The organism is Citrobacter sp. 50677481 (genome assembly GCF_001463265.1).
GTDB classification, from domain to species: Bacteria; Pseudomonadota; Gammaproteobacteria; order Enterobacterales; family Enterobacteriaceae; genus Citrobacter_A; species Citrobacter_A sedlakii.
The window spans coordinates 36296-49939 of sequence record NZ_LNHZ01000051.1 but is presented as its reverse complement, the minus strand read 5'-3'; the positions used below and the strand labels follow the sequence as shown (position 1 = coordinate 49939).

14 protein-coding genes are annotated in these 13644 nt (G+C 58.4%); 6 read left to right on the top strand and 8 right to left on the bottom strand.

From position 1 onward, the window contains the following. Positions 1 to 375 precede the first annotated feature (375 nt). The 5 genes from APU02_RS12880 (at position 376) to APU02_RS12860 (ending at position 6064) form a co-directional block, all read left to right on the top strand. Positions 376 to 1443 (top strand): HlyD family efflux transporter periplasmic adaptor subunit, encoded by a 1068-nt coding sequence (locus APU02_RS12880; RefSeq protein ID WP_060570202.1) that lies wholly within the window; start codon positions 376 to 378, stop codon positions 1441 to 1443. Further along, positions 1440 to 4184 (top strand): ribosome-associated ATPase/putative transporter RbbA, encoded by a 2745-nt coding sequence (gene rbbA / locus APU02_RS12875; protein ID WP_060570201.1) that lies wholly within the window; start codon positions 1440 to 1442, stop codon positions 4182 to 4184. Before APU02_RS12880 ends, rbbA begins: the two co-directional genes overlap by 4 nt. Beyond that, on the top strand, positions 4184 to 5308 hold the full coding sequence (locus APU02_RS12870; RefSeq protein ID WP_042286658.1) for an ABC transporter permease: 1125 nt from the start codon (positions 4184 to 4186) through the stop codon (positions 5306 to 5308). The genes rbbA and APU02_RS12870 overlap by 1 nt, the downstream gene beginning before the upstream one ends. Positions 5309 to 5432: 124 nt before the next feature. Beyond that, positions 5433 to 5708 (top strand): type II toxin-antitoxin system HicA family toxin, encoded by a 276-nt coding sequence (locus APU02_RS12865; RefSeq protein WP_042286656.1) that lies wholly within the window; start codon positions 5433 to 5435, stop codon positions 5706 to 5708. Next, on the top strand, positions 5705 to 6064 hold the full coding sequence (locus APU02_RS12860; protein WP_060570200.1) for a type II toxin-antitoxin system HicB family antitoxin: 360 nt from the start codon (positions 5705 to 5707) through the stop codon (positions 6062 to 6064). The genes APU02_RS12865 and APU02_RS12860 overlap by 4 nt, the downstream gene beginning before the upstream one ends. 81 nt (positions 6065 to 6145) lie before the next feature. Here APU02_RS12860 and nikR read toward each other — a convergent pair whose 3' ends face one another. The 7 genes from nikR to APU02_RS12825 form a co-directional block, all read right to left on the bottom strand. Then, positions 6146 to 6547, bottom strand: a complete 402-nt coding sequence (nikR, locus tag APU02_RS12855) for a nickel-responsive transcriptional regulator NikR (RefSeq protein ID WP_042286649.1) — start codon at positions 6545 to 6547, stop codon at positions 6146 to 6148. Between the two features lie 12 nt (positions 6548 to 6559). Further along, complete coding sequence (gene nikE / locus APU02_RS12850) at positions 6560 to 7360, bottom strand: nickel import ATP-binding protein NikE (RefSeq protein ID WP_060570199.1); 801 nt, start codon at positions 7358 to 7360, stop codon at positions 6560 to 6562. Beyond that, entirely contained in the window at positions 7357 to 8121 is a 765-nt protein-coding gene (gene nikD / locus APU02_RS12845) for a nickel import ATP-binding protein NikD (RefSeq protein ID WP_042286643.1), read from the bottom strand. The genes nikE and nikD overlap by 4 nt, the downstream gene beginning before the upstream one ends. Beyond that, positions 8121 to 8954, bottom strand: a complete 834-nt coding sequence (nikC, locus tag APU02_RS12840) for a nickel ABC transporter permease subunit NikC (protein ID WP_042286641.1) — start codon at positions 8952 to 8954, stop codon at positions 8121 to 8123. Before nikC ends, nikD begins: the two co-directional genes overlap by 1 nt. After that, positions 8951 to 9895: a nickel ABC transporter permease subunit NikB gene (gene nikB / locus APU02_RS12835; RefSeq protein ID WP_060570198.1), complete on the bottom strand. Its 945-nt coding sequence runs from the start codon at positions 9893 to 9895 to the stop codon at positions 8951 to 8953. Before nikB ends, nikC begins: the two co-directional genes overlap by 4 nt. Beyond that, positions 9895 to 11469, bottom strand: a complete 1575-nt coding sequence (nikA, locus tag APU02_RS12830) for a nickel ABC transporter substrate-binding protein (protein WP_060570197.1) — start codon at positions 11467 to 11469, stop codon at positions 9895 to 9897. Before nikA ends, nikB begins: the two co-directional genes overlap by 1 nt. A gap of 127 nt (positions 11470 to 11596) precedes the next feature. Further along, the gene (locus tag APU02_RS12825; RefSeq protein ID WP_060570196.1) at positions 11597 to 12457 is read right to left on the bottom strand and encodes a LysR family transcriptional regulator; all 861 of its coding nucleotides are present in this window, start codon (positions 12455 to 12457) and stop codon (positions 11597 to 11599) included. A gap of 99 nt (positions 12458 to 12556) precedes the next feature. On the opposite strand from APU02_RS12825, the gene APU02_RS12820 reads away from it, so the two are divergent. Next, entirely contained in the window at positions 12557 to 13063 is a 507-nt protein-coding gene (locus tag APU02_RS12820; RefSeq protein WP_042286629.1) for a phenolic acid decarboxylase, read from the top strand. On the opposite strand, the gene acpT is transcribed toward APU02_RS12820, so the two are convergent. Further along, positions 13060 to 13644, bottom strand: coding sequence for a 4'-phosphopantetheinyl transferase AcpT (acpT, locus tag APU02_RS12815; RefSeq protein ID WP_042286624.1), 585 nt, complete (start codon positions 13642 to 13644; stop codon positions 13060 to 13062). The two genes, APU02_RS12820 and acpT, sit on opposite strands and share 4 nt — an antisense overlap.

Genomic DNA, 13644 nt, shown 5'->3' with positions numbered 1-13644 from the left:
CGGCGCCGCCAGAGTACGGCCTTCGTTCAGTCCGGGACAATACAGGGCGATAAGTGAATTCCGTTACGGGCGTCATTGACAAGAATTACTGAATAGACTTATTAATCGCAGGTGTTAGTATCCTATTGATAGTAGTTATGAGTATGCGTGTTTCATTTACGGCCAGGATCGCTGATGATGACAACATTACTACCCGTTTTTCGCACTTCTCCATCATTCACTTTCCTTCACGGCACGCGTCGCGCTGACGCCCGGATGCCGCACGGCTACTTTCTCGCTTTCCTTCTTATCCCGGAAGGAAGATCCCGCTGAACGCGCGTTCGGCGGGTGTTGTAACACGCATGGTTTGCTGACAGGGATTATGGCGGGTCGATTATGGACAAGAGTAAACGTCATTTGGCGTGGTGGGTGGCAGGCGTGCTGGTGGTGGTCGCGGCGGCGGCGTGGTGGATGCTGCGCCCCGCTGGCGTGCCGGAGGGCTTTGCCGCCAGTAACGGCAGGATCGAGGCGACGGAAGTGGATATCGCCACCAAAATCGCCGGACGCATTGACGCTATTCTGGTGAAAGAGGGGCAGTTTGTTCGCCAGGGCGAGGTGCTGGCGAAGATGGATACCCGCGTGTTGCAGGAGCAACGGCTGGAAGCCATCGCGCAAATTAAAGAAGCGGAAAGCGCCGTTGCCGCCGCGCGGGCGCTTCTTGAGCAGCGACAGAGCGAAACCCGCGCCGCGCAGTCGGTGGTGAAACAGCGTGAAGCCGAGCTGGCTTCGGTCTCTAATCGACACCTTCGCTCACGCTCGCTTTCCCAGCGTGGCGCGGTGTCGGCGCAGCAACTGGATGACGATCGCGCCGCCGCCGAAAGCGCCCGCGCGGCGCTGGAGTCGGCAAAAGCGCAGGTCTCTGCCGCTAACGCGGCGATCGAGGCCGCGCGTACCAGCATCATTCAGGCGCAAACCCGCGTGGAAGCCGCGCAGGCCACCGAACGTCGCATCGTCGCCGACATTGAGGACAGTGAACTGAAAGCGCCGCGCGATGGCCGGGTGCAGTACCGGGTGGCGGAACCGGGCGAAGTACTGGCGGCGGGAGGTCGGGTGCTGAATATGGTCGATCTCAGCGATGTTTATATGACCTTTTTCCTGCCTACCGAACAGGCCGGACTGCTGAAGATTGGCGGCGAAGCGCGACTGGTGCTGGATGCCGCGCCAACGCTGCGTATTCCCGCCACCATTAGCTTTGTCGCCAGCGTCGCCCAGTTCACTCCGAAGACCGTTGAGACGAGCGATGAGCGACTGAAGCTGATGTTTCGCGTCAAGGCGCGTATCCCACCGGAACTGCTCGAACAGCATCTGGAATATGTGAAAACCGGGCTACCGGGAATGGCGTGGGTGAGGTTGGATGAAAAACTCCCGTGGCCTGAGTCGCTGGCAGTGAGGCTGCCGCAATGACGCATCTGGCGCAGGTTTCCGTACCTCCCGTGGCGCACCTTGACGGCGTGAGTCAGCATTACGGGGCTACGGTCGCGCTGAACAACATCACGCTGGACATTCCCGCCCGCTGCATGGTGGGGCTGATTGGCCCGGACGGGGTGGGAAAATCAAGCCTGCTGTCGCTGATTTCCGGCGCGCGGGCGATCGAACAGGGAAACGTGAGGGTGCTTGGCGGCGATATGCGTGACCCGAAGCACCGCCGCGAGGTGTGTCCGCGCATCGCCTGGATGCCGCAGGGGCTGGGAAAAAACCTCTACCACACGCTGTCGGTGTATGAAAATGTCGACTTTTTTGCCCGCCTGTTTGGGCATAGCAAAGCCGAGCGCGAAGCGCGTATCAATGAACTGTTGAACAGCACCGGGCTGGCGCCGTTTCGCGACCGTCCCGCCGGAAAACTGTCGGGCGGCATGAAGCAAAAGCTGGGACTGTGCTGCGCCCTTATCCACGACCCGCAGTTATTGATTCTCGACGAGCCGACCACCGGCGTTGATCCGCTTTCCCGCGCGCAGTTCTGGGACCTTATCGACAGCATTCGCCAGCGTCAGACCAACATGAGCGTGCTGGTCGCGACCGCCTATATGGAAGAGGCTGAACGTTTTGACTGGCTGGTGGCAATGAACGCGGGTGAGGTGTTGGCAACCGGCAGCGCGCAGGCGTTGCGCGAGCAAACCGCCAGCGATTCGCTGGAGCAGGCGTTTATCGCCCTTTTACCCGAGGCGCAGCGGCAGGCCCACAAACCGGTGACTATCCCGCCGTATGACGCGGAACAGGCGGAAATTGCGATAGAGGCGAAAGCGTTGACTATGCGCTTTGGTAATTTCGTCGCTGTCGATCACGTTAACTTCCGCATTCCGCGCGGCGAGATTTTTGGCTTTCTCGGTTCGAACGGCTGCGGGAAATCCACCACCATGAAAATGCTGACCGGGCTGCTGCCCGCAAGCGAAGGCGAAGCGTGGCTGTTTGGTCAGCCGGTCGATCCGAAGGATATCGAAACTCGCCGCCGCGTCGGCTATATGTCGCAAGCCTTTTCACTCTACAGCGAGTTGACGGTGCGGCAAAATCTGGAGCTGCACGCCCGCCTTTTTCATATACCGCAAGCGGAGATCCCGGCGCGGGTCAATGAGATGAGCAAACGCTTTATGCTCACCGAAGTGGAAGACATCCTGCCGACATCGCTCCCGCTCGGCATTCGTCAACGCCTGTCGCTGGCCGTGGCGGTGATCCATCGCCCGGAAATGCTGATCCTTGACGAACCGACTTCCGGCGTCGATCCGGTCGCCAGGGATATGTTCTGGCAACTGATGGTCGATTTATCCCGCCGCGACAAAGTGACCATTTTTATCTCCACCCACTTTATGAACGAGGCGGAGCGTTGCGACCGCATGTCGCTGATGCACGCCGGGAAAGTGCTGGCCAGCGGCACACCGCGGGAACTGGTAAAACGGCGCGGCGCCGCCACGCTGGAAGACGCGTTTATTGCCTGGCTGGCGGAAGCGTCGGGTCCGGCCCCGACGCCGGACGCGTCGTTGCCGCTGAAGATGACGCATGAACAGGAAAAACCGCCGCGCCAGGGCTTCAGCCTGCGCCGTCTGTTCAGCTATAGCCGTCGCGAAGCGCTGGAGCTGCGTCGCGATCCGGTTCGTTCAACGCTGGCGCTGATGGGGACGGTGATCCTGATGCTGATCATGGGTTACGGCATCAGCATGGACGTTGAAAACCTGCGCTTTGCGGTGCTCGACCGCGACCAGACAGTCAGCAGCCAGGCGTGGACGCTCAACCTGTCCGGTTCCCGTTATTTTATTGAACAACCACCGCTTACCAGCTATGACGATCTCGACCGGCGAATGCGCGCGGGTGAAGTGGCGGTAGCGATTGAAATTCCGCCTGATTTTGGCCGCGACATTGCCCGCGGCACGCCGGTGGACATTGGCGTATGGGTTGATGGCGCGATGCCGAGCCGCGCCGAGACGGTGAAAGGTTATGTACAGGCGATGCACCAAAGCTGGCTGCAGGAGGTGGCGGGCCGCCAGCCAATGCCCGTAACGCAGTCCGGTTTACTGACCATCGAAACCCGCTATCGCTATAACCCGGACGTGAAAAGTCTGCCCGCTATTGTTCCGGCGGTGATCCCGTTGCTATTAATGATGATCCCTTCCATGCTCAGCGCGCTGAGCGTGGTACGGGAAAAAGAGCTCGGGTCAATCATCAACCTGTACGTAACGCCGACCACCCGCAGCGAATTTCTGCTCGGCAAACAGCTGCCGTATATCGCGCTGGGGATGCTCAATTTTCTGCTGCTCTGCGCGCTGTCGGTGTTCGTGTTTGGCGTTCCGCATAAGGGCAGTTTTCTGACGCTCAGCCTCGCGGCGCTGCTATATGTCACCATCGCCACCGGCATGGGGCTGCTGATTTCTACGTTTATGAAAAGCCAGATTGCGGCAATTTTCGGTACGTCCATTATCACGCTGATCCCGGCCACCCAGTTTTCAGGAATGATCGATCCCGTGGCTTCGCTGGAAGGTCCAGGCCGGTGGATTGGCGAGATCTACCCGACCAGCCATTTTCTGACGATCGCCCGCGGAACATTTTCGAAAGCGCTGGATCTCGCCGATCTCTGGCCGCAGTTCCTGCCGCTGCTGGTCGCCATTCCGCTGGTGTTGGGACTGAGCATTCTGCTGCTGAAAAAACAGGAGGGGTAATGCGCCGGTTACGCAATATTTTCAATTTGGGCATTAAAGAGTTACGCAGCCTTCTGGGTGATAAAGCGATGCTGACGCTGATCGTTTTCGCGTTTACCGTCTCGGTATACTCCTCCGCCACCGTACTGCCCGGTTCGCTGCATCTGGCGCCGATTGCGATTGCCGACATGGATCAATCGCCGTTGTCGAATCGCATCGTGAACAGCTTTTATCGCCCGTGGTTTTTACCGCCGGAAATGATCACCGCTGACGAAATGGACGCCGGGCTGGACGCGGGTCGCTACACCTTTGCGGTGAACATTCCGCCCAATTTTCAGCGCGACGTGCTGGCCGGACGGCAACCGGATATTCAGGTCAACGTTGACGCCACGCGGATGAGCCAGGCGTTTACCGGCAACAGCTATATTCAAAATATCATTAACGGCGAGGTGAACAGTTTTGTCGCCCGTTATCGCGACAACAGCGAGCCGCCGGTCTCACTGGAGACGCGAATGCGTTTTAACCCGAACCTTGACCCGGCGTGGTTTGGCGGCGTAATGGCGATTATTAACAACATCACCATGCTGGCGATTGTGTTGACCGGCTCGGCGCTGATCCGTGAACGTGAACACGGCACCATTGAACACCTGCTGGTGATGCCGATTACGCCGTTTGAGATCATGATGGCGAAGGTCTGGTCGATGGGGCTGGTGGTGCTGGTGGTTTCTGGCCTGTCGCTGCTGCTGATGGTGAAAGGCGTGCTCGGCGTGCCGATCGAAGGTTCGATCCCGTTGTTTATGCTGGGCGTAGCGCTGAGCCTGTTCGCCACCACTTCCATTGGTATCTTTATGGGCACGCTGGCGCGTTCCATGCCGCAACTGGGCCTGCTAATGATTCTGGTGCTGTTGCCGTTACAGATGCTTTCCGGCGGTTCGACGCCGCGCGAAAGCATGCCGGAGGCGGTCCAGGACATCATGCTGACCATGCCAACCACTCATTTTGTCTCGCTGGCGCAGGCGATTCTTTATCGCGGCGCGGGGTTTGGCATCGTGTGGCCGCAGTTCCTCACCCTGCTGGCTATTGGCAGCGCCTTCTTCCTGATCGCCTTGTTCCGCTTCCGGAAAACGATCGGCACGATGGCGTAATCCGGCCTGCTGTCGCGAACTGCGCCAGGCCGGAGAAGCGCAGCGCACCCGGTAGCGGAGGCTTGACTTCACTTTATGCTGTCATAAAATTGACGTCAAAGGATGAAGTCAAAAAGGGAATGTTATGAGGCAGCAGGTGTTATCCTTGCGGAAAAAGCAAAGGAATACGCTGGAGCAACTCTTTAAAACGCCTGTACCACAAGCAATAAAGTGGTTAGACATAGAGTCTCTGGTCAAAGCGTTAGGCGGTGAAATTAAAGAAGGACGCGGCTCTCGATGCAAATTCTTATTAAACAATAGTATTGCTTGTTTTCACCGACCGCATCCTTCACCGGATACAGATAAAGGCGCAGTGGAGAGTGTGCGCGACTGGCTAATAAGCATAGGGGTTAAACCATGATCAAACCTAAAACGCCAAACGCAATGGAAATCGCGGGGCATCCTGCCGTGATTCATTATGTGCCTGAACTAAACGCGTTTCGCGGAAAATTCCTTGGGTTATCGGGTCATTGCGATTTTGTCTCAGACAGCATTCAGGGTTTACAGGAAGAGGGCGAAATCTCTTTAAACGAATATCTTGCGGATTGCCGGGAAGCGGGAATCGAACCTTATGCACATGCGGAAAAAATGAAAACGTTTACGCTTCGCTATCCGGAATCTTTTGGCGAACGTTTAAGTTCCGCAGCGGCGGAAGAACAGGTGTCCGTCAATACCTGGATTATCGATACCCTTAGTGAACGTTTGAAACAGGCTTAATGCCTGAGCCGGCCTGCGGTCGCGAACTGCGCCAGGCCGGAGAAGCGCAGCGCACTCGATCTTTTGCCGGATGCGGCGACGTTATTCTTCTTTTGGCAGACACTGCAAATGGCCGTGGCGCACGCCGCGCTGGGCGATGACATCGTCGGCGAAATGTTGCACGTCGCCCATGTCGCCTTTCAACACCGCGATCTCCAGGCAATCGTCATGATTAATATGCACATGCAGGGTGGCAACGGAAAGGTCGTGGTGATGGTGCTGCGTGGAAACAATCCGGCTGGCTAAGTCGCGTTTTTCATGTTCGTACACATAGGAAAGCACCGCGAAGCCCTGGGTGCCGTGTTCCTGCGTGGTTTCCTGCGCCAGCGCGCCGCGCAGGATATCGCGGATCGCTTCGGAACGGTTGTGATAGCCCCGGCGCTGACTCAGGCTGTCCAGCGTCTCCAGGAGATCGTCATCGAGGGTAATGGTGACTCGTTGCATCTGTTATAAACCTCAGGCTATGGCGCGACGGCGCACGGGAAAAGCGGGAAGTACCGCGTTTTGTAACACACGTCCCGCCTCAGAGGAAAATGTTAACGTCTCGCCAACGGTCTGCGTTTCCACGATTCGCCCGTCGTCCATCACCATCACCCGCTGGCAGAAACGCTCGACCAGCCGCAGATCGTGGGTGATAAACAGACAGGCGGTGCCAAACTGTTGCTGCAATTTTTTGAGCAGACGGATCACCCCGGCCTGCAACACCAGATCGAGGTTCGATACTGCTTCGTCCAGAATCAACAGTTTCGGCTCTACCACCAGCGCTCGCGCCAGGCAGACGCGCTGCAGCTGGCCGCCGCTCAACTGCGGCGGGCGTTTGTTCAGCAGCGAAACGTCGAGATCGACCGCGTTCAGCATCTCGCGCACCCGCGCCAGTTGGTCGGCTTTCGACAGCGAGAGCAAATGACGCATCGGCTCACGGAGGATCTCGCAGACGGTTTTGCGCGGATTAACGGCGCTGATAGCGTCCTGGAACACCATCTGAATATCCCGGCGAAAGGCTTTCTGTTTCGCCCGGTTCAGTGTCGCCAGCGGTTCGCCGCGCCAGCTTACGCTCCCCTGCGTCGGTAACTCCAGCCCGACGAGCAGACGCGCGAGGGTGCTTTTCCCGCAGCCGCTACGGCCTAACAGCGCCACGGTTTCGCCGCTTTGCAGGTTCAGTGAGATATCGTTCAGTACCGCCTGATGCGGATGTTTGCCGCCGAGGTTCGCGTGCGCATACTGATGTGACAGGGCAGAGACGCTGAGTAAGGTCATGAGGCTAATTCCATTCCGTACAGGGCCAGATGCGCCGACACCAGACTGCGGGTTACGCTGTGCTGCGGCGCATGGAACAGCGTTTCCACCTCGCCCTGTTCGACGATCCTGCCGTTATCCATCACCGCTACGTCGTCGGCCAGCCGCGCCACCACGCCCATGTCGTGCGTCACCAGCAGCATACCTGGCGCGCGCTCAGCCATAATGCGTTCCAGCAGCTCGAGGATGCGCGCCTGGGCGACCACGTCAAGATCGGTCGTCGGTTCGTCGGCGATGATAAACGGCGCGTCGCACAGCACCGCCATAGCAATCATCATACGTTGCAACATGCCGCCGCTCATCTCAAACGGGTACAGCTTCAGCACACGCTCCGCGTTGTCCAACCCGACAGCATCCAGCGCCGCGATAAGCGTGGCGTCGTCGGCGGATTTCCCCAGCGCCAGGCAGGTCTCCCGCGCGTGTGTCGCCATGGTATGAAGCGGATTAAAGGCGCTGCGCGGGTTTTGCATAATAGTGGCGATTTTGATGCCGCGCAGCGTGCCGGGCGATACCGGCCTGCCGTCGGCAAGGAGGACGCCTGCCGTCTGGCGAACGCCTGCGGGCAGGATACCGAGCGCCGCCGCGCAGGTCAGCGACTTACCGCTGCCGCTGCCGCCCACCAGCGCCAGCACCCGTCCGCGTTTCAGCGTTAATGAGACGCCGTGTACCAGCGGACGGTCCGCTTCCAGGGCAAGAGTCTGTAATGCAATCTGTTGCGGCATCAGTGGGCATGCTCCGTAATCAGATGAGGATCGAGGTGATCGCGCAGGGCGTCCCCCACCATGTTAAAGGCCATCACGGTGACAAACAGCGCCAGCCCTGGCCAGAACATTTGCAGCGGCTGGGTCCAGATATACTGGCGCGCGTCGTTAATCATTACTCCCCATTCCGCCGTCGGCGCGGTGACGCCGAGGCCGAGGAATGACATACCGGCGACGTGCAGCATCATATGGCCGATATCCAGCGTCGCCAGCACCAGCAGGGAAGGGATTACCGCACCGGCCAGATGATCGATAAACACCCGCACGTGACCGGCGCCGGAAAGGCGCGAAGCGAGTACGAACTCGCGCTGGCGCAGGGAGATCACCAGGCTGCGCACCATTCGCGCATACCACGCCCAGTGGGACAGCGCGATGGCGATAATTACGTTGGTCAGCCCGGTTCCCAGTACACCGACCATGAAGAACGACAGGATCGAGGTTGGGAACGTCATAAACATATCCGCGACGCGCATCGTTATCTGATCGACGCGACCGCCCATCAGTCCGGCGCTGCCGCCAACGACCAGCCCCAGCGCCAGTACCAGCAGCAGGCAGGCCATCACTGACCCCAGCGACACCTTTGTCGCCGCCAGCAGGCGGGAAAAAATATCGCGCCCCAGATGGTCGGTGCCAAGCCAGTGCTGGCTGTCGGGGGCCAGCAGACGCGACGGTAAATCGATCGCCTGCGGATCGTACGGCAACCACCACTGACTGGTGATCGCAACCACCGCCAACAACGCGATAATGACCAGCGCCAGACGTACCGACCAGCGAGCAGAGAGAAAAAAGTTCACGAATGCGCTCCTTCATGGCGGCGAATGCGCGGGTCCAGCGCGGCGTTCAGCAAATCTACAATCAGGTTACAGACCACAAACACCACCACCATCATCAGCGTAAAACACTGAATCACCGGATAGTCGCGGTTGAAAATCGCCGATACGGCGTAGCGCCCGACGCCGGGCCAGGCGAAGATGTTTTCAATAATCATCGTCCCGCCGATCAGCTCGCCGATGTGCATCCCCACCGCGGTGACGACCGGCAGCGAGGCGTTGCGCAGAATATGGCGACGTTCGGTTTGTTTCTCGTTAAGACCGCGCAGTCGCGCCCAGGTGACGTGGCGCTGCCCGGCAACCTCCAGCATGCTGGCGCGCAACAGACGGGCATTGATCGCCAGCGACATAAAGGCGATCGACAGCGCAGGCAAAAGAAGGTGCTGCCAGCCGCCGTAGCCCATCGCGGGTAGCCATTGCAGGTACACGGAAAAGAACATCACCAGCAGGAAAGCGAGCCAGAAGTTGGGCATTGAGACGCCGAGGAACGCGATCAGCCGCACGATGAAATCCGGCAGGCGATCGCGGTGGCGCGCCGCCCAGATACCAAGCGGCACAGAGGTGAGCAGAATTAATATCAGCGCCGCGCCCGCCAGTTGCAGGGTCGCGGGCAGGAAGTTCAACATATCATCCAGCACCGGGCGCTGAGTGGCGAACGAGATGCCGAAGTCCAGATGCAGCGCCTTCCACAGCCAGTTGCCATACTGCACGATAAGCGACTGGTCCAGCCCCAACATTACGCGCGTCGAAGCGACCATCTCCGGCGTCGGCGGCAGATTCGACAGGCGCAAGTAGTCCATTGCCGGGTCGCCGGTACCCAGACGCAACATCAAAAAGATAATCACCGAGGCGGCGAAAATCATCGGGATCAGCAGCAGAATGCGCCGCACTATGTAACGCAACATCAGGGGTTCACCGGTTTTATCTGTTCAAACGGGATGTCCGACGCGATTGGCGCGTAAGGGATTTCGCCCAGCTCAGGTTTTGCCACCACCATCATGGAGACGTAGCTGATGGGCAGATACACCGCGTCATTGTGCAAACGGGTCAGAATGTCTTTGTACAGCGCCTGACGCGTGGTTTCGTCTGTGGTTTCCAGCACTTCGCCGATCTCTTTATCGATGATCGGCTTGTCAGCCAGTCCCTGCTGCGCCTGGTAGTCGGCGTGTGAGGGGACGCGCATTGAGCTCATAAAGGCGTGCGGATCGTACGGCGCGCCCCAGGTGCGATTGAAAATCATGCCAAAGCGACCGTCACGCTGGCGGGCATAGATACTGCTCTCTTCTTCGCCGATCAGAGCGATATCGACGCCAATTTTGCGCATATCGGCCTGAATGATTTCCGCCATGGATTTGCTCAGCGCGTCGGTGCCGATAAACGACAGCTCAATGCGCAGCGGCTGACCCATTTTTTCGCGGATGTCTTTGCCCGCCGGGAGCTTCCAGCCCGCATTTTCCAGCAGCGTTTTGGCCTGCTGCGGGTCGTACTGGCGCGGCGTCAGGCCGATATTGGCGTAGGGCACGCTCGGGGCGAACAGCGTGTCGGCCACCTGCTGGGTGCCGTACAGGGCATTGTCGATCAGTGATTTTTTGTTCACCGCATAATTCAGCGCTTCACGCACTGCCAGCTCGTTGGTGGGCGCTTTGGCGGAATTCAGCGCCAGCATCACCGTCTCTATCGGCTGTGAAAGCTGAGTACGGTACGCCGGGTTCTGACTGAACCGGGCAAAGGTGTCGAGCGGCAACAGTCCTTCATTGCCGTACAGCAGGTCAACTTCGCCGGTTTCAAACGCCACCGCGCGGGTGGTTGGATCAGGGATCACCTTGACGGTGATTTGCCTGATCGGCGGCTTGTCGCCCCAGTAACGTTCGTTACGCACCAGCACGTCGTACTGGTTAAGCTTTGATTCTTTCAGTACCCACGGTCCGGTGCCGATCGGCGCTTTAATGCCGCGCAGGGTTTCATTGTCTTTAAACTGCGACGGGGCGATAAAGCGGAAAGGGCGCGGCAGGGACAGCTCTTGCAGGAACGGGTAATAGGCGCTCTTCAGGGTAATTTGCAGTTCGGTTTTGCCCAGCGCTTTGACGTCGACGATTTGGTTGGCCAGTTCAAGCCAGGCATGACGCTGGCGGTTGTCGAGCACCACGCGGAAATTTTCCGCCGCGGCAGGGGCGTCAAACGGTTCGCCATTGGAAAACGTCACGTCATCGCGCAGCGTGAAGGTCCAGGTTTTCCCGTCCGCCGTGTGGGTCCAGCTTTTTGCCAGCCACGGTTTTACCGATCCGTCCGCCTGGTATTTCACCAGCGGCTCGTACACCATGCTCTGGGCGAACATCTGATTAGGGGTATAGAGATGCGGGTTAAGCGGCCCGACGTTGACCGGCCAGGCGGTAGTGATTTCGTCAGGCGCGGCGGCGTGCGCGAAGAAGGACGCACAGGCCAGCAGCGCAAAGAGTGTGCGGCGTAGTCTGGACAAAATAGTGATCCTGAATGCTGTAGGAGTACGACTAAAGAAGTATGACGATTCTAAGGAATCATCATACTTTTGACGTGTTCTGGATCAATAGAAGGGCGGTGAAAGGCGGGAATTATACGAAAATCATATGTTATCTCTCGCTTAATAACCGCAGCAGAGTGCTGACCTGATCATCGAGCGGGGCGAGGGTATTCTTGACAATAAGATGCAGCGGCGTGGCGCGACGGGCGCCATGCGTCAAGGGCAGCCTGCGCAGTACGCCCTGTTCCAGCAAGGGTTCAATCCGTTCCTCCGGTAGCCAGCCATAGCCGACCTGATACATCACCGCGTCAATGGCGGCGTCGACGGTGGAAAAGGTCCAACCATCGCGGCCAGGCTGCTGCGGATTATCCCGGTCGGCAATGCGAATAAGCGGCCAGGCGCGCAGCGCGTCTTCATCCAGCGGTATCGTCTGCGCGCACAGCGGATGATCGCGATGGGCGACAGCGATGAAATCAATGTTCATCAGCCACTCGCCGCGCCCGGTGATATCCTGTCGGCGGGTGAGCACCATGACGTCAGCATCGGCATACGCCGCCTGCTGTTCGGGGCTGTTTTCCAGCACTTCCGTGAGGCGTACCTGGGTTTGCGGCCACGCCTGTTGAAACTGTTTGAGAATGGCAAACAGACGGCGGCGAGGAAAAATGCTGTCGACCACCAGATCCAGTCGCGTGCGCATACCGTTTTGTAACGTCGCGGCGCGGGTTTCCAGCCAGGTGAACCCCTTCAGTAACGGCTTCACCTGATTGAGCAGCAGTTCACCCGCTGGCGTTAATACCGCCCGGCGGCCTTCCGGCGCCAGCAGCGTTACCCCGAGGCGCTCCTGGAGCAGCGCGAGGTTATAGCTCACCGATGACTGGCTGCGGTGAGTGACTTCCGCCGCTTTGACAAAGCTGCCTGCCTCCACCACCTTTTCTAACAATGCCCACTGTTCCAGCGTCGTTTTGTGCATAACTCATCTAAAAATTGAATGAATGTGATGCAAACATAGCGTTATTCATCGATTTTTTGAAGCGTTATGATCTTCGCATCAACCAACAGGAGAAAGATTATGAGCACTTTCGACAAACAAGATTTAAGCGGCTTCGTTGGCAAACATCTGGTTTATACCTACGATAATGGCTGGAACTACGAAATTTACGTCAAAAATGACACTACCCTGGACTACCGGATCCACAGCGGTATCGTCGCAAACCGTTGGGTGAAAGATCAGAAGGCTTACATTGTGCGTGTGGGGGAAAGCATCTATAAAATTTCGTGGACCGAGCCGACCGGGACTGACGTCAGCCTGATCGTCAACCTCGGCGACAAACTGTTCCACGGCACCATTTTCTTCCCGCGTTGGGTAATGAATAACCCCGAAAAAACGGTTTGCTTCCAGAACGAGCATATCCCGCTGATGGAGTCGTATCGCGAAGCGGGCCCGGCGTATCCAACGGAAGTGATTGACGAGTTTGCGACCATCACTTTTGTCCGCGACTGCGGCGCTGACAATGACAGCGTGATCGACTGTGCGGCGAGCGAGCTGCCGGCGAATTTCCCGGATAACTTACGCTAAACCGTCTCCAGCCATTGCACCGACGCCGCACTCAGCGTATACGGCGTCGGCGTGCAGACGGCGAGGCTTAAGTTGTTGATCTGGCAATGGCTGACGGAAAGCGCGGAGGCCAGCGTGCTGTCGACGCTAACGATTTGCCAGGCGCTGCCGCCGCGCTGTTTCACCATCGCTTCTTTGCGCGTCCAGATACGCCAGAAAGCAGCCAACTGCTGGTCCGGGTGTTCTGCCTCAATTTCAGCGTGCTCCCCGACGCTGAAAACCGCATTTGCCAGTTCCCGCCAGTTGGTTCGCGGGCGGATGGCTTCGATGTCGCATCCCACTTCCCCTTCATCACTCAGCAGTAGCGCAATATCATCGCCGCTATGGCTCAGGTTGAACCACAGCGCGTGTTGCGGGGCAAAGGCGGGCTTTCCCTGTTCGCCGTAGACGATCTCCGGCAGCGGCGAAAGGGCATGGGAAAGCAGTACGCGACCCGCCAGCCAGCGCGCGCGGCGCGCTCCCTGAGGCGCCTGCTCTGTTAACGCCGGCGGCAAAACGCCTGTGCTCAGTGTCGATACTTTTCCCAGCAAAATCTGGTACAT